The 19,968-nt window shown below is 60.8% G+C and carries 18 protein-coding genes and 1 riboswitch; of the genes, 9 read left to right on the top strand and 9 right to left on the bottom strand.

Translation table 11 applies throughout. The features are described 5' to 3' along the window. Positions 1-114: 114 nt before the first annotated feature. The 6 genes from NQ559_RS09775 to NQ559_RS09750 all read right to left on the bottom strand — a co-directional run bounded on the left by NQ559_RS09775 (position 115) and on the right by NQ559_RS09750 (position 7,705). Positions 115-618: an NUDIX hydrolase gene (locus NQ559_RS09775; protein WP_018694753.1), complete on the bottom strand. Its 504-nt coding sequence runs from the start codon at positions 616-618 to the stop codon at positions 115-117. Beyond that, entirely contained in the window at positions 605-1,762 is a 1,158-nt protein-coding gene (gene araJ, locus NQ559_RS09770) for an MFS transporter AraJ (RefSeq protein ID WP_018694752.1), read from the bottom strand. The genes NQ559_RS09775 and araJ overlap by 14 nt, the downstream gene beginning before the upstream one ends. 137 nt (positions 1,763-1,899) lie before the next feature. Next, entirely contained in the window at positions 1,900-4,404 is a 2,505-nt protein-coding gene (locus NQ559_RS09765; RefSeq protein WP_026318172.1) for an OstA-like protein, read from the bottom strand. A 3-nt stretch (positions 4,405-4,407) separates the two neighbouring features. Next, the gene (locus NQ559_RS09760) at positions 4,408-5,814 is read right to left on the bottom strand and encodes a peptidylprolyl isomerase (RefSeq protein WP_018694750.1); all 1,407 of its coding nucleotides are present in this window, start codon (positions 5,812-5,814) and stop codon (positions 4,408-4,410) included. Beyond that, a complete protein-coding gene (locus tag NQ559_RS09755) occupies positions 5,814-6,704 on the bottom strand; it encodes a hypothetical protein (RefSeq protein WP_026318171.1) in 891 nt (296 codons plus the stop codon). Before NQ559_RS09755 ends, NQ559_RS09760 begins: the two co-directional genes overlap by 1 nt. A 59-nt stretch (positions 6,705-6,763) precedes the next feature. After that, complete coding sequence (locus NQ559_RS09750; protein WP_196012304.1) at positions 6,764-7,705, bottom strand: CPBP family intramembrane glutamic endopeptidase; 942 nt, start codon at positions 7,703-7,705, stop codon at positions 6,764-6,766. Between the two features lie 182 nt (positions 7,706-7,887). Here NQ559_RS09750 and NQ559_RS09745 point away from each other — a divergent pair, with 182 nt between their 5' ends. From NQ559_RS09745 to mnmE, 5 genes are read left to right on the top strand one after another with little or no spacing between them, the layout of a single operon-like run. Then, complete coding sequence (locus NQ559_RS09745; protein ID WP_018694747.1) at positions 7,888-8,658, top strand: ParA family protein; 771 nt, start codon at positions 7,888-7,890, stop codon at positions 8,656-8,658. A gap of 9 nt (positions 8,659-8,667) precedes the next feature. Further along, entirely contained in the window at positions 8,668-9,543 is an 876-nt protein-coding gene (locus NQ559_RS09740; RefSeq protein WP_018694746.1) for a ParB/RepB/Spo0J family partition protein, read from the top strand. Position 9,544: 1 nt separating this feature from the next. Then, a complete protein-coding gene (locus NQ559_RS09735; protein ID WP_018694745.1) occupies positions 9,545-10,705 on the top strand; it encodes a DUF5683 domain-containing protein in 1,161 nt (386 codons plus the stop codon). A 3-nt stretch (positions 10,706-10,708) separates the two neighbouring features. Next, complete coding sequence (locus tag NQ559_RS09730; protein ID WP_018694744.1) at positions 10,709-12,082, top strand: lytic transglycosylase domain-containing protein; 1,374 nt, start codon at positions 10,709-10,711, stop codon at positions 12,080-12,082. 1 nt (position 12,083) lies between these two features. Beyond that, positions 12,084-13,439 (top strand): tRNA uridine-5-carboxymethylaminomethyl(34) synthesis GTPase MnmE, encoded by a 1,356-nt coding sequence (gene mnmE / locus NQ559_RS09725; RefSeq protein WP_018694743.1) that lies wholly within the window; start codon positions 12,084-12,086, stop codon positions 13,437-13,439. Between the two features lie 239 nt (positions 13,440-13,678). Here mnmE and NQ559_RS09720 read toward each other — a convergent pair whose 3' ends face one another. Then, positions 13,679-14,044: a hypothetical protein gene (locus NQ559_RS09720; RefSeq protein ID WP_018694742.1), complete on the bottom strand. Its 366-nt coding sequence runs from the start codon at positions 14,042-14,044 to the stop codon at positions 13,679-13,681. A 258-nt stretch (positions 14,045-14,302) separates the two neighbouring features. Then, positions 14,303-14,495: riboswitch (cobalamin riboswitch) on the bottom strand. An 86-nt stretch (positions 14,496-14,581) separates the two neighbouring features. Here NQ559_RS09720 and NQ559_RS09715 point away from each other — a divergent pair. Both NQ559_RS09715 and NQ559_RS09710 read left to right on the top strand, forming a co-directional pair. Beyond that, the gene (locus NQ559_RS09715) at positions 14,582-15,154 is read left to right on the top strand and encodes a DUF2284 domain-containing protein (RefSeq protein WP_018694741.1); all 573 of its coding nucleotides are present in this window, start codon (positions 14,582-14,584) and stop codon (positions 15,152-15,154) included. Then, entirely contained in the window at positions 15,142-15,849 is a 708-nt protein-coding gene (locus NQ559_RS09710; RefSeq protein WP_018694740.1) for a Dph6-related ATP pyrophosphatase, read from the top strand. Before NQ559_RS09715 ends, NQ559_RS09710 begins: the two co-directional genes overlap by 13 nt. 354 nt (positions 15,850-16,203) lie before the next feature. Here the strand turns inward: NQ559_RS09710 and NQ559_RS09705 are convergent, their stop codons facing one another. Continuing rightward, positions 16,204-16,644 (bottom strand): DoxX family protein, encoded by a 441-nt coding sequence (locus NQ559_RS09705; protein WP_026318169.1) that lies wholly within the window; start codon positions 16,642-16,644, stop codon positions 16,204-16,206. Between the two features lie 175 nt (positions 16,645-16,819). On the opposite strand from NQ559_RS09705, the gene NQ559_RS09700 reads away from it, so the two are divergent. Further along, on the top strand, positions 16,820-17,230 hold the full coding sequence (locus tag NQ559_RS09700) for a secondary thiamine-phosphate synthase enzyme YjbQ (RefSeq protein WP_018694737.1): 411 nt from the start codon (positions 16,820-16,822) through the stop codon (positions 17,228-17,230). 87 nt (positions 17,231-17,317) lie between these two features. Next, complete coding sequence (locus NQ559_RS09695; RefSeq protein WP_018694736.1) at positions 17,318-17,569, top strand: DUF6582 domain-containing protein; 252 nt, start codon at positions 17,318-17,320, stop codon at positions 17,567-17,569. Between the two features lie 244 nt (positions 17,570-17,813). Here NQ559_RS09695 and NQ559_RS09690 read toward each other — a convergent pair whose 3' ends face one another. After that, positions 17,814-19,949, bottom strand: coding sequence for a GH92 family glycosyl hydrolase (locus NQ559_RS09690; protein ID WP_018694735.1), 2,136 nt, complete (start codon positions 19,947-19,949; stop codon positions 17,814-17,816). Positions 19,950-19,968: the final 19 nt, after the last annotated feature.

Genomic DNA, 19,968 nt, shown 5'->3' with positions numbered 1-19,968 from the left:
CCGGATCGGCGTCAATCCCCACGGCTCGCACCGGCCAGTGCCGGATAATACCCTGCTGTATGCAGGGCAGTCGCTTCATAGTCAGTTTCCCGGTTACAAATATACGAAAAAAAATTATACCCCGAGCACCAGCTTCACCTCGCCCTCCAAATTGGGCGTGAATACTCCCTTGCCCAGGTTCGCCAGGATTTCGTCCCGGCTCCAGAAACGCCCTCCGTCGAGCTCGTCACTCGGGACGACCTCCCCGTCGTACACCGTGCGGTGGACATAGATCAATTCGCGCTCGCGCTCCGAGCGGAACACGTACACCGCCACGCGTTCGGGCACGAAACCCGTCACGCCGAGTTCTTCGCGCACCTCGCGCCGCAACGCGTCGTCCACCGTCTCGCCGTAGTCGACATGCCCGCCCACGGCCGTATCCCAGCGCCCGGGCTGGATATCCTTCCACACGGGGCGCCGCTGCAGGTACAACTCGCCCCGCGAATTGAACAGGTGCAGGTGCACCACGGGATGCAGCAGCCCACCCCCGCCGTGGCATTCGGCACGTGTCGCCGACCCGACCACGTTCCCGGCCTCGTCGACCACCGGAAACAGCTCCGCACCGTTATCGCATCGCATGGCGGGGATATTTACGGATATAAACCACGGCCGTCAGCAACCCCAACAGGGTGAACCCCGCACCGGGCAACGCCGTATATTCATAGCCCAGCCCGCGGGCGATCGGCAGGCCCCCGCAGTAGGCGCCCAGCGCATTGCCCAGGTTGAAGGCCACCTGCACGAGGGCTGCGCCGAGCATCTCACCGCCGCGCGAATTCTCCAGGATCAGCAACTGCTGCGGCGACGAGACACAAAACAGACAACCCGTGCAGAGCGTCATCAGCACGACGGAAAGGTAGTGGACATGTGCCCCGAAGAAAATCCCGAGCAGCGTCAGGGTGGCCGCGGCCAGCGTAAAACGCACGACCTTCTCGGGCGTAAAACGGTCGGAGAGATGCCCGCCGAGGATATTGCCTGCGAACATGCCGAAACCGGCCAGCATGATAACCAGCGTAAGGTTCTCCTCCGTGAAACCCGAGGTGTGGATCATCAGCGGGCTGACATAGCTGTACCAGCAGAAGATCCCGCCGTTGCCGAGCATCACCGATGCCAGCACGAGCCAGGGCGCAAGGCTGCGCAGGAACCGGAACTGCCCTTTCAGCCCCGTATCGGGCAGCGGCTCCATGCGGGGCACCCACATCCTTACGAGCGTCAGCGCCACCACGCCCCATACGGCGACGATCGCAAAGGTCGTGCGCCATGACAGCACATTGCTGATATAGGTACCCAGCGGCACGCCGAACAGGTTGGCGACGGTCATGCCGACGATCATGATCGAAACGGCTTCCGTGCGCTTCCCCGCATCCGCCACCCGCTCTGCGACGATCGACCCGACACCGAAAAAGGCGCCGTGCGGCAGGCCGGACACAAAGCGCATCGCCATCAGCATCCAGTAATTCGGCGCCAGCGACGCGCACAGGTTCCCGACGGCGATCAGGGCCGTGAGCACCAGCAGTATCTGTTTGAGCGGACGCGTCCGGGCTACCAGCACCGTAAGCGGCGCCCCGAAGCAAACGCCCAGGGCATAGGCCGAAATAAGATGCCCGGCCTCGGGGATGGAAACCCCGAGGCTGCGGGCGATATCGGGCAGGATGCCCATCATCACGAACTCCGACATTCCCAGGGCAAGTGTCCCGAATGCCAGTGCAATCAGACTTTTTTTCATATGTAAAACCAACTGACGAATAACCGGCTGCAAAAATAACACAAAAGGCGAAAAGTTTTTCGCTTTTCGCCTTTTGTTACGGTTTCCGTATGGTTGCATAGACCATCCGAATTACCGGCAGAGAGTTGCGGCGCCGGTTATTCGGCCTGCGGCGCGGGGCGTTGCGGCTCGCGCGGCTGCCCGACCTCGTATCCCAGTTCGCGCATCCACTCGACGGTGAGCGGGTCGACCTGGTCGTTGCGATCGGCCCAGCGGCGCTGTTCGATCAGGCGTTTCTTATGCTCCTCGATGCGCATCATGATCGGGAAATCGGGATGCCGCATTTGCGAACGCGCCGCCCGCTGCGAGGGGCGTATCCTGCGGTCGAACACGTCGGCCTGCGCAGGCCTCCGCGCGCCCTCCCATTTGAAGCCTTTCAGGTAGAGCTCCTGCGTGGGCGGAATCTTGTCCATCGGATAGAAGGCATCGGTGATTTCGTTGCGGTAGACGATCTGCACCACCTGCTTGTCCTCGATATAGAACGAGCAGTCGCCGCTCTCGATAACGCCCATCATCGTGATCTCGGGCGGCTCGCCGTCCTGCATGTAATAGATGGTCTGGGCATTGCCGTTGACGTCGTTGCGGTATATCTGGTTGTTGTAGAAGTAGGCGGTCATGGTCTTGCCCGCCACCTGATTGTAATGTGTCGTATCGAGCTGGCTGACCATCATCGGACTGCCGATGAATTCGGCGCGTTTGATCTGTTGCCGCTCGGTAAAAATATCCATTACGTCCGAAGTGATCTGGTTGCTCTGGTTCCACAACACGGGGTCAATATAGAGGTGGATCGTCGAATCGGTGCTGATCGCCACGATCGAGTCGCACACGGTCTGGAAATCCGACCTGAAGATCCTCACGTCGCGGTAACCTTTCATCAGGCGGTAGATGCTGTCGCGCGGCAGGGCGAGCGAGTCGACCGAATCGGCCGGGAGCGCCATCGCCCCCGTGTCAGCCAACAGCGAATCGGCCAGCAGGTTGAGCAGCGAATCCTGTTCGGCCATGTTCATCTCGATGAGCGAATCCAGTTCGCGCAGGGCCGCCGAATCGACCGGGATCACCTTTCCCTTGCGGGCGGCACGCGCCTGCCGGGCTTTGAGTTTCGCCGCAGCCTTCAGCCTCCGGGCGGCCAGACGCGCCTCCTCGCGCTCCTTTTGCGACAGCAGTTTGGCCGTGGCCTTCTCCTTACGTCTGACGGCTATCGAATCGAGCTGCGCCTTCTTGATTTTGGCTGCCGCGGCCTTCTTTTCGGCCTTGGCCTTGCGCGCCGCTTCCTTGAGCAGGGCCTTGCGCTGGGCAACGGTCAGCGTATCTGCAGCCCTGTCCAGCGAGTCGGGCAGGCTGCCCGGCGCGGAGAGCGAATCGGCCATGTGCAGCGAATCCGCCCCCGACGAACCATGCGCCGGCGAATCGGGGCCGGAAGCTGCGGCGAGCGAATCCGTTCCACCGGCCGACGAAAGCGAATCGGCTGCACTGCCGGGACGCAGCCCGGGCACAATACGTCCGCCCTCGGGGCCGGCCGTGACGGCCGATCCATCGGGATGCTGCCCCAGCGAATCGGGCCGTTGCAGGGAATCGGCCCTCATACGCGCAAGCGAATCGGCCGCGGCCTTCTCCGCAGCCCGGCGCCGGGCATTCTCGTTGACCGTAAAGAGGAACATCGAGTCGGCACGCATGAAGAGCGAATCGCCCTGCGTAAGGTCGTAGCTCACCACCGAGGGGCGCCGCGTGAGGAATACATCGCCCGGCTCCTTCCAATACTCGCCGTAATCGCCGAAGGCGAGCACCTTGTGCTCCGTATCGTCGATCTGGATGTCCCGCCACAGCACCACGTGGTCTTTGGCGCGGAAATAGTCGATGCTGTCGCTCCACATCTCCTGTTTCTCGGTCAGCACATAACCGTTGCGCGTGACCCGGTAAAGCGTATCGGCCTTGTCGTACGCGCCCCGGTCGGCATAGAGGTAGTCGCCGTCCTTGTTCCAGATGTTGGTATTCTCGAAGAAAAAAGCGTTGTCGGTGGCCATGTTGTAGACCACCGAGTCGCCCTTGAGTTCGTATTCGTCGTTACGCATCTCGACGCGGTCTACGCAAATGAGGTCTTTGGTGTTGGCATAATAGTAGCCGCGCACCGATTCGAGCCGGTTGTCCCGGTTTATCAGTACGCCGCCGTCGGCGAACTGGCCGATATTCTCCTTCGTGTTGAAAACAAACCGGTAGGTATAGAGCGTGGCATCGCCGTCGACGACCTTGACGATGTCGGAATAGACCCGCGCCTCGTTCAGCTCGCCGTTGTATTCGGCACGGTCGCCGTAAATATAGGTCGTATTCTTGTTGATGAGGACATTGCCGAAGAACTCGATCCGCATGTCCGAATAACGCACGGCACTGTCGCACGTAATGACAGCGCCGTTATGCTGCGCGGCGAAATTGCCGACCAGGAAGATCACCGAGTCGCCGGGGGCTATGGGGCCCATGTTGTCCGACTTCAGGTCGATGAGTTTCTTCTCGGCCTCGGGCTCCTGTCCGGGTGCCTGCATCCCGCTGCGGGCGAAAATCACACTGCCCGCAGCCAGCACGACGGCAGCTATGGTAAAGAGCCTGCGCACGGTTTATTTCACCCAACTTTTGTTCTCGAACTCCCCGTCGCGGAATTCGGGGTCGATGTAAACGTACATGGCGTCGATCTTCTTGGTCAGCCACTCCTTGAACACCCGCTCCTGCTTGGCATTGAGCGCCATCTCCTCCAGCCGGAGGTAGTCTTCGTTGAGCGATGCGACATGCGTGGGAATGATCTCCACGAGCTTGACGATCTTGGCCAGCTGGTTGCCCATGATGTCCTCGGTCAGGAATGCAGGCGAAATCTCGCCCGGTTTGAGGCGGATCAAGGCATTGTAGTCGTCCAGTGCACCGAAGTGCGCGAAATCCTCACGCAGGAACTTCGTCACGGTGAGCTTCGCCTCGAAGGCATTGAAACGCTCCAGGATGTCGTGGTTCGAGACGATACCGCCGTTCATCTTCGACGTGGCGTCGTCGGAGAACTGGAGGGCGGCCTTGTCGAACGAGAGGGAATCCTTGCGTATCTGGTTGGCGATGCTGTCCAGGAACACGACCCCTTCGTTGAGCTCGTCCATCGTATAGACCGGGCGCAGCAGGATATGGCGGAAATGGTAGAGGCTGCCGCGCTTGTCGAGCAACTGGATGATATGCTGTCCGTAGCGGGTCTCGACGACCTCCGATATCTGCCCCGGCTTCATGTTCTCGAGGGCGTCGGCGAACGGTGCTTCCAGTCCGTTGAGCTCGGTGGGATCCATCTCGCCGCCGCGCATCATCGTCCCGGGATCCTGCGAATACATGCGTGCCAGGTTCTCGAATTTCGCCTTGCCGGTAATGATCCGTTCGCGCATGTCGAGCAGGCGCTCGCGCGTGCGCTGCTTGGCCTCGGTGATCGACTTGGGGAAACGGGTGATCTGGGCGTAGACATATTGTTCGGCCACGGTCGGCAGGCTGTCCTTGTCGATCGACTTGTAGAAACGCTCGACCTCGCCGGGAATGACCGACACCTTGCTCACAACCTCGCTCTGCATGGAAGAGGCATACGACTGCTCCTCATAGCGCTGGCGCATGTTCTCGCGGATGCTGAAAATGGCCATGTGGTGCTTGGCCTCGAGCTTCGGGATCGACCCCTCGGTTTCGATCATATTCTGAATCTGCTGTTCCACATGCGTGGCGATGTCGCCCGCATTGATCTTCACCGAGTCGATCTGCGCCTGGTTGAAGAGCAGCTTCTGGGTCATCAGTGCCTCGAGCGCCTCGTTCATCGGGTCACGGTCGGAGGTATATCCTTCGGCACGGCGCTGGGCCGTGAGCTGCCGGGCATACTCCGCCACTTCGGAATGGAGGATGGACGAAGACCCTACGACGGCGACCACCTTGTCGAGCATCACCTGCTGCTTCTGCGCGAACGCCCCGGCAACGAGCAGGGCGAAAGCCGCCCCCAGCATACCTTTTTTCAACATTATTCTTTTTCTTTATCGTTTGTATTCTCGTTTTCGAAAATCTTTATGCTCCCGCCTTCGCACGCACGGTTATAGAGTTCCTCCTCGTGGCTGCGGATGATCTCGCTCTGGCGCTGGTTGAAGAGGATGCGGCGGATCGTCCCCCGCAGCCGTTCGAGCGGGATGGGCTCCCCCTCGCGGCGCACGGCGTCGATCTGGAAATAGTAGTGCGAATGGCTGTCGCGCATCTCCTGCACGGCCGTCGTTGCGAGCACCGGGTCGTAGTTCTGCGACCGGAGCGTGGGCAGGAAACTCAGGAATTCCGGGAAATCCACCCACTGATCGCTGAAATCGGTAACCGTAAAGTCGTTCTTCGCGCATATGTCCCGGAAATCCTGCTGCCGGGCTTCGCTCTTCGCCCCCATCAGCTCCCGCAATTTGCGCGCCTGGCGGTACCCTTCGCCGAACTGCACGATCCGTCCCTTGACCAACGTACGGTCGAGCCGGAAATCGGCCTTGTGCGCGTTGTAATAGGCCGCGATCTCGTTCTCCGTGAAGGTCGTGTCGATGCTGCGGTCGACGTAATGCTGATCCAGCTTGCGGATCAGCAGCGCCTGCCGGTACTCCTCGACCATCTTGTCGATATCGTCCGCCGAAGCGGAAAAAAGGATCTCGGCCTCCTGCAATTTGAGCTGTTTGCGCACCCAGCGGTCGACATAGACCTTCATGAAGGCCGCGCTGTCCTCGCCCGTAACCCCCTTCGGGACTACCGACTCGACATCGCGCATCTTCAGTTCGCTGCCGCCCGCCCGCGCCAGTGTGGTATCGCTGGCAAAATAGCCGGGCAGTTCCTGGCAACCGGCCAGGAACAACGTAGCCGCCACGACCGCTATTTTCGTTCGCAAAGTCATAATCCGGAGGACAAAGATACTGTTTTTACTCGTAACTAACGCAGCCTCTGCCGAGATTATTACGCCGCGCCGCGATTTTTCTCCTCGGCCTTCAGACGGCGCAGCGACACGAGCATCATGTAACCCGAAACGGCGAAGACGGCCAGCGCCGCGATATACAACAGCACGTAGAGCGTCCGGCTACCGACCATGTCGATGAGCATGGAATTACCGTGCCCGGCAATCAGCGCCAGGTAGGCAATGCCGTTGTTGACCGCATGGAGTATGATCGCAGACCAGAGCGAATCGGTGCGCAGATAGATGAAGGCCAGCACCAGGCCCATGACAAAGGCGTTCACCACCACTGTGGGATGGACATGCACGATGCCGAAGATGGCCGACGAGAGCAGCCATGCGGCCACCACGCCGTACCGTGCGCGCGTCGATTCGAGCAGCACGCCGCGGAAGATCACCTCCTCGAAAAGCGGGGCCATCACCACGACCGTCACGATCGCCCACGCCCCGCGCCCGTAGACGTTCGGCACCTCGGGCATCAGGCTCAGCAACGGCTCCAGCACGACCGAGGTCGAGAGCATGAAGAACACCCCCCAGAGCAGCAGCACGGGATTCAGCCCGCGCCGGGAGAAACGCGCCACGACCGCAGGGCCGTGCCTCCGCCTGCGGTAGAAGAGGAATCCCGCGAGCGTCACGGACATCGACACGAAATAGGTCACGGCATTGAAATGCCCGGCGGCGATCTGCTCCGCCGTGCTTATCGCCTCGTCGGGGCTGGCCAGCAGCTCCGGATCGGGCCATTTGCACCCCGCCAGCCATGCCACGGCAGTTCCCAGGCCCTGCGCCAGCAGGAAGATGCCGAAGAAAACCAGGTAGTCCACCACCACGGGGAATTTTCCGTTGTAGTGCCATATCTTATTATTGTCCGCCTTATTGCCCGCCGCCTTCGCAGGCTCTCCGGCGGGCATGGGTTCCCGAACGGGAGCCCCCTGTTTTTTTTCTGTCATAATAGGCTGTTACTATCAATTCGTTCCGAGTCCAAAGATAGTGCAAGTCAAGGGCAAAAGCAAATTTATTTGCTCCGGCAGGGGCGCAGCCCATTTTCCGAAAAGATAAGCAAATTTCGGTTACGGTTATGGATTTCCATTTTAAATCATTAAATTTGCCCGATTATAAACCCGATTGAAACATGGCAAAGGTTATCGCTTTAGCGAATCAGAAAGGCGGCGTGGGCAAGACCACAACGGCCATCAACCTCGCGGCATCGCTGGCCCTACTGGGCAAGAAGGTGCTGCTGCTCGACGCCGACCCGCAGGCCAACGCCACCTCCGGACTGGGCTTCGACATAAACCTCGAAGGCATCTACGAGTGTATCGCCGGCCTCAGGAAGCCCGAGGAGGTTATCCTGCAAAGCCCCGACGTGAAGAACCTGTGGCTGCTGCCGTCGTCGATAGACCTGGTAGCAGCCGACACCGAGCTGCCCAAGCTGGAGGACGCCCACCATGTGATGAAGCGCATCGTGGACGCCGTGCGCGAAAGGTTCGACTACATTTTCATCGACTGCTCCCCTTCGCTGGGTTATACCACCGTCAATATCCTCACGGCCGCCGACACGGTGCTCATTCCCGTGCAGTGCGAATACCTCGCCCTCGAAGGGCTTTCGAAGCTGCTGAACACCATCCGCAAGGTCAAGAGCGGCCTCAACCCGGCGCTCGACATCGAGGGTTTCCTGCTGACGATGTATATGCGCAACCGCCTGAACAACCAGGTCGTGAACGAGGTGCGCGAACATTTCGGGCCGTTGGCTTACGACACAATAATTCAGCGCAATATCCGTTTGGGAGAAGCACCCTCGCACGGAAAGCCCGTCATGCTTTACGACGCGGGCGCCGTCGGCTCGGAGAACTATCTCACGCTGGCCCGGGAATTCCTCAAGCGCAACCGCAAACCGAGAAAATAACATACCGAAATGAAACAACCGAAGGGATTAGGGCGCGGACTGGACGCCATATTCGGCACCGACGCCGTCGACGCCAAGCTCAAGCCGATGAGCCAGATGTCCGAGATCGACATCACGGAGATCATTCCCAACCCCACGCAGCCGCGTACGCAGTTCGACGAGGAGGCGCTCGACGAACTGGCCGACTCGATCCGCCAGCTGGGGGTCATCCAGCCCATCACGGTCAAGAAATCCGGCGACGGAAAATATATCATCATCAGCGGTGAACGCCGCTGGCGTGCGGCGCAGCGCGCCGACCTGACGAGCCTCCCGGCCTATATCCGCGAGGTGGACGACGAGAACCTGCACGCCATGGCCCTGGTGGAGAACATCCAGCGTCAGGATCTCAATGCCATAGAGATCGCGCTCGGAATGCAGCGCCTGATCGACGAGTGCAACCTGACGCAGGACGCCCTCTCGGAAAAGGTGGGCAAGAAACGCTCGACCATCTCGAACTACATGCGGCTGCTCAAGCTGCCCGACGAGGTGCAGCTGGCGCTCAAGGAGGGGCTCATCTCGATGGGGCACGCCAAAGCCATCGCCGGCGCCCCCGACGGGGTGCAGGTACGCGTGCTCAAACGCATCATCAAGAAAGGCCTTTCGGTACGCCAGGCCGAGGAGCTGGTACGCTCGCTCACCGAACAACCGGCCGCAGCGGCACAGAATGTGGAGGACGAGGAGTATCCCGAAAGCTATTCGCGGCTGGTGGAGCAACTCGAAAAGTTCTTCTCGCAGGACATCAGCATCAAGCGCTCGAAGAACGGCGGCGGACGCATCGTCATCGGGTTCGGCGACGACAAGGATATCGAACAGTTCATCGAACGGTTTTCGGGACGCATTAAATAATATGGGAAGTATCCGGTTCAGACACCTGCTGCCGATGCTCGCGGCGCTCATGTTGTGGCTCCCCGCCGAGGCACAGCTCCACCGCGGGGCGCGCACCATCGTACGCGGCGGCATGTTCGTCAAGCCGGATTCGCTGCGCCACAAGAGCGATTCGCTGGCCAACAACGCCCTCGCGCGCGAACTCGACTCGCTCATGGCACTGGACTTCACGGCCGATTCGCTCGCCGTGACGGCATTGCGCACGGACGACATCCGCGCCACGGACTCGCTCATGCAGCTCAGGCTGGCCGGCATCAAGACCGAACCGGATTCCATGCGGCACAAGAAAGGCTGGCTCATGAGTGACTCGATGTCGCTTTCGAAGGTCTGCTGGATCTCGACCGTTCTGCCCGGCTACGGACAGATATACAACAAACAATACTGGAAGCTGCCCATACTCTACGGTACGGTGGGAGCGGGGCTGGCGCTCTACATCAACGAAAACAGGACATACAAGCCGCTCAAGCGCGAGTATGACGCCTATACCGACAAAAACCTCACGCGTACGCCCGAACTGGACGCACTGCAGGCCAAGATGATCCGCAGCAACACCCGCCGCCAGGTCTACCTGGGGTTGACCGTCGCCTCGTACATCTATTTCATCGGCGATGCGGCGGTAAACTACTCGACCAACGATGTGTCGAACGTCAAGAAGGCCACGACGCTGGCCTGCATCTTCCCCGGCGCGGGGCAGATCTACAACAAAAGTTACTGGAAAGTCCCCTTCGTGGTCGGCGGTTTCGCGGCGATGATCTACTGCATCGACTGGAACAACCGCGGCTACCAGCGTTTCAAGAAGGCCTACAGGCTGCTGAGCGACTACGAACAAAACCCCGATAAATATCCGGACGGCCCCACCGACGAATTCCACGGCCGCTATTCGGCGGATTATATCCGCAACCTGCGCAATAACTTCCGGCGCAACCGCGACCTGTGCATCATCATCTCCGCGGGCCTGTACGTATTGCAGATCGTCGATGCCCACGTCGACGCCCACCTCAAGGACTACGACATCTCGGACGACCTGACGATGAACCTCGAACCGATGGTCGACTACACCTACGTGCCCTCGCTCGGCGGCAACCGCCCGGTATTCGGCTTCAACATGAGCATCAAATTCTAACCGATGAGAACCCTCCTGACCATACTGCTGCTACTGGCAGTCGCCGTCCCGGCCTCGGCACTCGACCGCCGCCCCCGCAAAAAAGACAAGAAGAAAAACAAGACCGAAGCCGTCGTAACGCCCCCGACCGCCCCCGTGGCCGAGCAGCAAGCCGCTCCCGAGCCGGAGGAGCCCGAACTTCCCGACCCCGCCGAGGTGCAGTACGACGACATGACGCTCGGACTTTCGGCAGAACAGGCCGATTCGCTGGTCGCCGTGTGGCGCGAACGGCAATGCGGGGATTCCTACCAGGAATTTTTCGACAACTACATCCTGGTCGACAGCACGGCCGAAAGCACGACTCCCGATTCGGTCTACATCCAGCGGCTGCGGGCGCTCGTTTCGCCGATCCAGTTGCCTTACAACAACATCGTACGGGGTTATATCAACCGCTACACCGATTCGCGCTACGGCACGATCAGCCGCATCCTGGGCATGTCGCAGTACTATTTCCCGCTCATCGAGGACGAACTGCTCAAGGAGGGGCTCCCCGTCGAACTGCGGGCACTGCCGATCATCGAATCGGCGCTTTCCACCACGGCCGTGTCGCCGATGGGCGCCGTAGGCCTGTGGCAGTTCATGCCCTCGACGGGCAAAAGCTACGGACTGGAAGTCAACTCGCTGGTCGACGAACGCCGCGACCCTGTCCGTTCGACACAGGCCGCCTGCCGCTACCTGAAAGACCTCTATGCCATCTATAACGACTGGTCGCTGGCCATCGCCGCCTACAACTGCGGCCCGGGCAACGTCAACAAGGCAATAGCCCGCTCCGGCGGCAACGGGCGCACATTCTGGGACATCTACGACTACCTGCCCCGCGAAACGCGCGGCTACGTCCCCGCATTCATCGGCGCCTCGTACGCCTATGCCTATCACCGCCAGCACGGCATCGAACTCACCGAAGCCCCGATCCCGCTGGCCACGGATACCATCCGCATCGACCGGCTGATGCACCTCGGGCAGATCGCCTCGACGATCGACATCCCGATCGAGACCCTGCGGCAGCTCAACCCGCAATACAAACTCGATATCATCCCGGCCACGACCAAGCCCTATACGCTCGTGCTGCCGCAGCGCAACATCACGCAATACATCGCCAACGAACCTGCGATCTTCGCCAAAGACTCGGCCTACCTCAAGGAGTACATCAACCCGGCGAACATCGACAAGAAACGCCAGGAACGCTCGGGTACGGTCTACGTGGTCAAGAAGGGCGATACGCTGGGCGCCATCGCCCGCCGCTACCGCGTGACCACAGCGCAGCTGATGCGCTGGAACGGCATCAAAAACGCCCATAAACTCCGTCTGGGACAGCGAATCCGCATCGAAGGAAGATAACATGATCCGGGATCACGATACCATCGCCGCCCCGGCAACTGCCGCAGGAGGGGCATTAGCCGTCATCCGCATCAGCGGGGAGGAGGCGTTGCGCATCTGCGACCGTATCTTCCGCGGCCGGGAACCGCTGGCCGCAGCAGCAGGCTACACGGTACACTACGGGGAAATCGTGGACGAGGGCCGCGTATTGGACGACGTGCTGGTCACGGTATTCCGTGCACCCCGCTCCTATACCGGCGAGGATGCCGCCGAGATATCCTGCCACGGATCGCAATACATCGTTTCCGAGATCCTGCGGCTGCTCACCGTCTCCGGCGCCCGCATGGCCGGGCCGGGTGAATTCACCATCCGCGCCTACCTCGCCGGCAAGTTAGACCTATCACAGGCCGAGGCCGTGGCCGACATCATCGCTTCATCGTCGCGCGCGGCCCATGCGCTCGCCGCGAACCAGATGCGGGGAGGTTATTCCGACGCGCTGGAAGGACTGTGCGCAAAGCTGCTGGAACTCACTGCGCTCCTCGAACTGGAACTCGACTTTTCGGAAGAAGAGGTCGAATTCGCCGACCGCGCGCAACTGCGGGAGGCGATGCAGCGGATCGGGGCGCATATCGACGCCCTGCGCAATTCGTTCACGCTTGGGAATGCCATCAAGGAGGGGGTCGCCGTAGCGATCACGGGAGCCCCGAACGTCGGCAAGAGCACACTGCTCAACCGCCTGCTCAACGAAGAGCGCGTCCTGGTTTCCGACATCGCCGGCACGACGCGCGACGTCATCGAGGAGCGGATCAACATCGACGGGGTCGTCTTCCGGTTCCTCGACACGGCGGGTATCCGCGCAACGGACGACCGGCTGGAACAGATGGGCATCCAGCGCACGATGTCGAGCATCGAGCGGGCGCAGATCGTGATTTACATGACCGATGCGGCACGCCTTGCCGCAGGTGCGCCCGTTGCCCCGGAATTCCCGCTCCGCGCCGACCAGAAACTGCTGGTGCTGGTAAATAAAACGGATACGGCACCGGACAGCCCCCTGCCCGAAGGCACGATCGGCATTTCGGCCCGCAACGGCGACGGCATAGACCGCCTGCGCCGGATATTGCGCTCCTTTGTAGATACGGAAGCCCTCTACCACGGCGACGCAATCGTTTCGAACAACCGCCATTACGAAGCCCTCACGGCCGCAGGCGATGCGCTCCGCCGGGCCCTCGACGGGCTCGGCAGCGGCCTTCAGACCGACCTGCTGAGCGAAGAAATCCGCCAGGTCATCCACCATGTCGGCAGTGTCACGGGACGCAATGCGTTAGCCTCCGAAGAGGTGCTCAAACACATCTTTTCAAAGCACTGTGTGGGGAAATAAAATTCTGGCATCATGAAAATAATGCCCACAGCAGACATGCCGGGCACCGCGGTCGCACGACGCTGCACGCGGGTATAACCCCATGCGGCGCCCCGCACCGACCTCAGGACACCCATACCCCAAACGGCCCGGCACGCAGAAATACGCAACAGTTCCGCCCGCGCACGGGAGGATATAATCCCGGATTATGCCGGCCGGGAACGGTGCACCGCAACTGCGGCGATACCTGCCCCCGGGACTTAGAAATTGATCTGGTTGCCTTCCGCAAACAGGGAATCGAGGATCACGTACAACTCCGACTCCAGTTCTTCGGGTTCGAGGTCACCGCCCAGCGAGAAGAATTTCCCCGGGGGCGTGCAATACTGCACCGTGCTGGCCGCCTCGCAGGATTCGATACCGCAGACGATCACCGCATCGACGTCGTCCTCATGGCGCAGCATGGCATTGTAGAAGGCGAGCAACTGCCGCGGGGTGCCCATCGGCGGCACCAGCACCACGGTTCCCGAAGGCTGGAACTTATCGGGTGTACTTATCAGTTTGAGGCCGTATTTCCCGGCGATTTTCCCGGCGATTTCCGCCGATACTCCATACAGTACGATATTCATAACCATCGTTATTTACAAAAGACATGGCCGCATCCCAAAATTCATTACAGCATCGTGTTCCATATTACCATGCCTTTCCGGTTTGTCAATTCTCAAAATTTCCGCCGCACGGCTTGCAGGAATACGTCCGGGTTCCGCCCGGCCGCGCGCCTGAACCTTGCATCGAAAAACAGGACAGTAATCCCTGCAAAACGCCGATTGCATAAAATCCCAAAGCATCATACGACCGAAACCAGACGCCCAGTCCGCGGGGCTTTCCGACAACGAATCGATCTGGCAGGTCTTCTGACTGACCCCTGTCCCGAAGCCTTCCCGCCCCGCGGGGCAGTGGCTGAGATATTCGGAACGTCACGGGGCTTCACAGCAGCGGGACTGTCCGGGATTTACACCCGATTCCCTTTTCACACCCTCCCGCGACGGGGAGCGGAGAACCAAATCTGAAGCAAATATAGCGGATTATTCCGAAAAATTGTCCGGAAATCCGGATTATTTTCACAAACCGGCACCACGGCACGGTAAAACCGCTATTTTTACCACGTGGATATTTCGCTTCCATATACGGCCCGGGATTTTTCGGCGGAACTTCCCGCTGCCGATTACATCGCCCGTTTCCGCGATGCCGAACGGATCGGGGGCTACTGCCTCGCCTGCCCCAATTACGGGCGCAGCTGGGGATGCCCCCCTTTCGGATTCAGCGTCGGGAGGTACCTTTCCGGCTACGCCACGGCACTGCTCACCGTCACGAAAATCGTTCCGCAAAAGCAGGGGCTCCCCTTTTCGGAAGCCGGACGGCTGATCCTGCCCGAACGCAGACGCCTCGAACAGCAATTGCTCGGGATGGAACGGCAGTACGGCGGCCTATCGTTCGCCTACGTCGGGACATGCCTCCACTGCCCCGAAGGCACCTGCACACGTCCCGACGGAAAGCCCTGCCGACACCCCGAACTGGTGCGCCCGTCGCTCGAAGCCTGCGGATTCGACATCGGCAAAACTACCGCCGAGCTCTTCGGCATCGACCTGAAATGGGGCACGGACGGCAAATTGCCCGAATACCTGACCCTCGTCTGCGGATTCTTCCACAACGCCGGACATGTGACATGGAACGGATAAAGGCGGTTTTCAACTGGAGCGGCGGCAAGGACTCCGCCCATGCCCTGCTGCGGGCGATGCAGTCGGGCAAATACGAAATCGTCGCATTGCTGACGACCGTAAACCGAGACACGCACCGTTCGACCATGCACGGCATCCCGACCGCCCTGCTGCAGGCACAGGCCGACAGTATCGGCATCCCCCTGCACATCGTCGACCTCAGCCCGAAAGGCAATATGGAGGACTACGGGGCTGCCATGTCCCGTGCCGTGGAGCATTTCAAGGCGCAGGGCGTAACCTGTTTCATCTTCGGGGACATCTTCCTGCACGACGTACGCAAATACCGCGAGCAGAAACTCGCACCCCATGGCATCGGGATCGCGGAACCGCTCTGGGGAAAATCCTCCGGCGACGTGATGCACGACTTCCTTGTCTCGGGGCTCAGGACGGTCATCGTCACCACGATGGCCGACAGCCTTGACGCCGACGCCGTCGGGCGCGAGATAGACCCCGCATTCATCGCCTCGCTGCCTGCGGGCGTCGATCCCAACGGCGAAAACGGCGAATACCACACATTCTGCTACGACGGGCCGATCTTCCGCACCCCCGTCCCGTTCCGGCTCGGCACGCCTTTGCGCCGAAGTTACCGCATCCGCCTTGACGACGGGTCGGAAAAGAGCTATTCCTATTGGTTCGCCGACCTGCAGCAGGCATAATACGGCACCGGAGCGGGAAATTAGCCTCAGGGCGCTCCCCCTTAAAATATTCCGATTATCTTTGCCCCCGTAAAACCGATGTAGTGATGAAAACAAAGACGAACGGACTGCGTGATTACCTCAAGGCCAACCGCAGGGCAAGCCGTGAGGCCGAGATCGGGAATCACGACCGCCCGGTCAATTTCAGCCGGGTACACAAGTCGAAAAAGGTCTATGACCGCAAAAAGCTGAGGGCAGATGATAAAAGGCATCTGCCTTCATCGTTTCCATGCGGCGGCCGCCTGGCCGGAAGCCGGGGACGAAACGGGTTCACGACACCCCTACTATCCTCCCCACCCTCGGCAAGAACCGGGGCTAACGCTTCGGCGCACGGATCCGTTGTGCAATGAGCGTATCGACGGCGTAGCGCCCGGGGCCGGCTGCGTACATCAGGACGAAGACAACCAGGTAAACCAGCGCCGGCTCACGTGCGGCAAAGGGATCGCCGCCGTGTACCGCAAAGAAAGCCACACACATCGTAAAGATCATCGGGATGAGCGCCAGCCGGTAGAGTAACCCGGCCACACACCCGGCCGCGCAGACGACCTCCCCGAAAACGGCCAGCACGAGCGACATCCGGCTCCCGACACCCAGCGGATCGGGGAACGTCGCCGAGAGCGCCTCGAAGTTCTGCAACTTGGCGATGCCGTGCGACATCAGCAGCAGGCCGAAAACGACACGCGCAGCAAGCAACAGCCACGAGCTGCGGGAATCCCGGGGTTTCCCCGGGAACAGGAAATTCAGGATAGCGGACATGATAGCGGCATTTAGTGCTACGAAGATCAAAATAAATACCGGATTTTCCAATATTTCGATGCATAATCTCCCGCTGCCGCACCATGCCCGACCCCGGCGGCAACATATACCCGTTCCCGGGACACGGCGGCCCGCAATTTTTCGTACCTTTGCACACGTACATCAATATTCCACCATGGTTCAGCAAGCAGAATTCACCCTCACGCCTCGCAGCCGCGGGTTCCACCTGGTTACGGACGAGGTGCTGTCCCACCTCCCGCCGCTGCCCGACGCCGGACTGGTACACCTCTTTGTCAAGCACACCTCCGCAGGGCTTTCGATCAACGAAAACGCCGACCCCGACGTGCGTAACGACCTCGGGGCGATCTTCGACCGGCTGGTAGGCGAACGCGAGGTCTACTACACCCATACGCTCGAAGGCGACGACGACATGCCCGCACATGCCAAATCGACGCTCACGGGCGTCGAACTCACCGTTCCCGTCACCCGCGGCAGGCTCAACCTCGGCACCTGGCAGGGGATTTATCTCTGCGAGTTCCGCAACCGCGCCCCAGGCCGCCGCATCGTCGCCACGATCATCGGGTAAACCGCGAATCCCGCCGCAGGTGGGGGGGGGCAGACACGCTGGCCGGGAATTTGCGTATCCACGCATAAAACCAAAACAGGAAAAACCATGGCCACACACACCGACGACCGCCTCACCGCTGCAGAGCGGCACGAACTTCCCGATTCGGCATTCGGCATCCCCGAAACGCGCGAATTCCCGCTCGTCGACGCCGAGCACGTCCGCGCGGCGGAAGCCTATTTCCGCTATGCACCCGACGCGAAGAAAGCCGCACTGGCGCGGCGCATACTCGCCAAAGCCGCCCAATTCGGCGTGCACGTACAAAGCCCTGCCATCCTCAGCCGGGCTGAAAAATCCTGACCCGCACGGCCGGAGCAGCAGCCGGGCTCCCCGCCAAACCCCAGCAACGCCCCAACCCCATAGAAACGACATGAAGCGGCGGCAGGAATACCCCTGCCGCCGCTTCATGCAACGATCCTCCCGGGCCCGGACACCCGGCTGCACCTTCCCGGCCCAGGTATCTTCCGGCACCTTCCGGCCGGCATCCGAAACTCCCGTCCGAGGTAGGCGAAGGGCGCGGGGTTACCCCCGCACCCCTGCGCCGTTATTCTTCGGAGGTCGAAATCACCAGTTCGCCCTTGTTCAGCGCATCGTGCGACACGAACCAACCGTCGACGGGCTTGCCGCCGCAGGTGATGCCCGTGATCTTACGCCCCTGACCGTCGTGGCGGATCGTCCAGCGGTTGCCGTCGCCCAGCGCGACCTGCACCTTGTCGAACAGCGGCACGGTCACGATATATTCGGGGTCGGCCGGCGAATAGGTGTAAAGGCCGATGGCATTGAACACGTACCACGACGACATCTCGCCCGCATCGTCCATACCGCACAGCGCCAGCCCTTCCGGCCCCATACCGTAGAAGCGGTCGAGAATGTAATCCAACAACTCCTGCGAACGCTCCTGGCGACCGATGAAATAATAGAGGTACGGGAAACTGTGGTCGGGCTGGTTGCCGTGGCAGTACTGGCCGATGAAGCACGAGAGGTTGTCCACTTCGTATCCTTTCCACGGAATCGAGAAGAGTTTGTCCAGCTGTTCGCCGAACGCCTCGCGGCTCGGGAAGAGGCCGATCAACCCCTCGGTATCGTGCGGTGCGAAGAACGCCTGCTGCCAGGCATTCGCCTCGCGGTACATATATTCATAGTAGGGATACTGGTCGTCGAAGGGCGTGATCCACTCGCCGTTTTCGAGGCGCCCGCGCATCAGCCCCGTCGAGGGGTCGAAGAGGTTCTTGTAGTTCGACGTGCGCTTCATCAGCATGTCGCGGTTCTCCTTATCGCCCAGCGCATCGGCCAGCAGGGCGACCGCATAGTCGTCGTAGCTGTACTCCAGCGTCTTGGTGACGGCGGCCTTGCAGACCGTCCACGTCACGGGGTTCTCGACGTCCATTTCCGAAATGTACCCCTTGGCGACATACTCGTCGAGCCAGGGGCGGCTCGGGCCCTGTACCGTAGCGTTGCGCAGCACGAGGTTGTAGGCACGGTTGACGTCGAAGCCGCGGTTGCCGCGCAGGTATGTCCCGGCCACGAACGCCGAAGCGTGGTCGCCGTGGAAGAACGTGGGCATGAACCCGCCCCGTTTCTCGCCCTTGTCGACATCGGAGCTGATGACGTCGGCCGCCACATCGGGAGCCAGCATCCCCAGCAGGATCAGCTTATTGCGGTAGTCGTCCCAATACGACGGGCCCGTATAGTAACGGAAACCGGGATTGATGACCTTTCCGTCGACATCGGTGAACTCACCGTTCACGTCGCTGCGCAGCGCCGGCCAGAGGAACGAACGGTAGAGGCTCGAATAGAACAGCCCCTTTTCCCGCTCCGTGCCGCCTTCGACGCGGATCCGCCCCAACAGGTCGTTCCACGTCGCCGTAGCCTCGGAGCGCACCTCGGCGAAGCTCTTGCCGAGCATCTCGGCCTCGAGGTTCTCGCGGGCGTTCTTCTCGCTCACGAACGAGAACCCGATCCGGAGCTCCAGTGCCCCGTCACCCTCGCCGAAACGCACGATGCGCACCTCGCGGTCGCCCTCGACGACGGGCTCTATCCCGGTCACGGGACGGTTCGCCACGGCGTAGAAATACATCTTCTCGCCGGTCTGCTGCCAGCCGGCGAACACGTTGTCGCCCTCCTTGCGGATATCCCACGCACGCACATGCTCGTTCGAACGCTGCAGGTCTGCCAGCACGGCGGGCGCGGCACCCGCGGGATAGGTATATTTATGGAATGCACAGCGCAGCGTCGAGCTGAGCTGTGCATCGACGCCGTAACGGTCGAGGAATACCTGGTAATACCCCGGGGCGGCCGACTCGCGCTCGTGGCTGAACGGCGAGCAGTAGTCACCCGGCGTGGGCGTCCCCGTCACAGGCAGCAGGGGAATATGGCAAAGGTTCCAGTGCCCCTTGTTGGTGTGCGTAAAGCCGTAGATCACGGAATCTTCATACTGGTACCCCGCACCGCTGTGGAACTTGGTGACGGGGCTGACCTGCACCATGGCGTTGGGCAGCGACGATCCGGGGAAGACCTCGGCGCCCCATGTCCGTTTGGTGGGTTTGAATCCCAGGTCGACGCTGTCCCACAGCGTCGCCGTCCCCAGCATGGGGTTCACATAGTCGGTAAGCGGCTTCTGCGCAGGGGCGCACCCCACGGCAAAAGCGAAAAAAGCGATACAAAGTCTCGATTTAAGCATAAGCGGTCAGATTTACGTT

The sequence above is a fragment of the Alistipes onderdonkii genome (assembly GCF_025145285.1).
GTDB lineage: Bacteria > Bacteroidota > Bacteroidia > Bacteroidales > Rikenellaceae > Alistipes > Alistipes onderdonkii.
The sequence above is the reverse complement of the archived record's forward strand: the minus strand, read 5'-3'. Positions and strand labels throughout refer to the sequence as shown.

Coding starts and splice junctions, on each gene's coding strand:
- NQ559_RS09775 (WP_018694753.1), bottom strand. CDS start 618: ATGCGATGCGATAACGGTGCGGAGCTGTTTCCGGTGGTCGACGAGGCC.
- araJ (WP_018694752.1), bottom strand. CDS start 1,762: ATGAAAAAAAGTCTGATTGCACTGGCATTCGGGACACTTGCCCTGGGA.
- NQ559_RS09760 (WP_018694750.1), bottom strand. CDS start 5,814: ATGTTGAAAAAAGGTATGCTGGGGGCGGCTTTCGCCCTGCTCGTTGCC.
- NQ559_RS09755 (WP_026318171.1), bottom strand. CDS start 6,704: ATGACTTTGCGAACGAAAATAGCGGTCGTGGCGGCTACGTTGTTCCTG.
- NQ559_RS09750 (WP_196012304.1), bottom strand. CDS start 7,705: ATGACAGAAAAAAAACAGGGGGCTCCCGTTCGGGAACCCATGCCCGCC.
- NQ559_RS09745 (WP_018694747.1), top strand. CDS start 7,888: ATGGCAAAGGTTATCGCTTTAGCGAATCAGAAAGGCGGCGTGGGCAAG.
- NQ559_RS09740 (WP_018694746.1), top strand. CDS start 8,668: ATGAAACAACCGAAGGGATTAGGGCGCGGACTGGACGCCATATTCGGC.
- NQ559_RS09735 (WP_018694745.1), top strand. CDS start 9,545: ATGGGAAGTATCCGGTTCAGACACCTGCTGCCGATGCTCGCGGCGCTC.
- NQ559_RS09730 (WP_018694744.1), top strand. CDS start 10,709: ATGAGAACCCTCCTGACCATACTGCTGCTACTGGCAGTCGCCGTCCCG.
- mnmE (WP_018694743.1), top strand. CDS start 12,084: ATGATCCGGGATCACGATACCATCGCCGCCCCGGCAACTGCCGCAGGA.
- NQ559_RS09720 (WP_018694742.1), bottom strand. CDS start 14,044: ATGAATATCGTACTGTATGGAGTATCGGCGGAAATCGCCGGGAAAATC.
- NQ559_RS09710 (WP_018694740.1), top strand. CDS start 15,142: ATGGAACGGATAAAGGCGGTTTTCAACTGGAGCGGCGGCAAGGACTCC.
- NQ559_RS09705 (WP_026318169.1), bottom strand. CDS start 16,644: ATGTCCGCTATCCTGAATTTCCTGTTCCCGGGGAAACCCCGGGATTCC.
- NQ559_RS09700 (WP_018694737.1), top strand. CDS start 16,820: ATGGTTCAGCAAGCAGAATTCACCCTCACGCCTCGCAGCCGCGGGTTC.
- NQ559_RS09695 (WP_018694736.1), top strand. CDS start 17,318: ATGGCCACACACACCGACGACCGCCTCACCGCTGCAGAGCGGCACGAA.
- NQ559_RS09690 (WP_018694735.1), bottom strand. CDS start 19,949: ATGCTTAAATCGAGACTTTGTATCGCTTTTTTCGCTTTTGCCGTGGGG.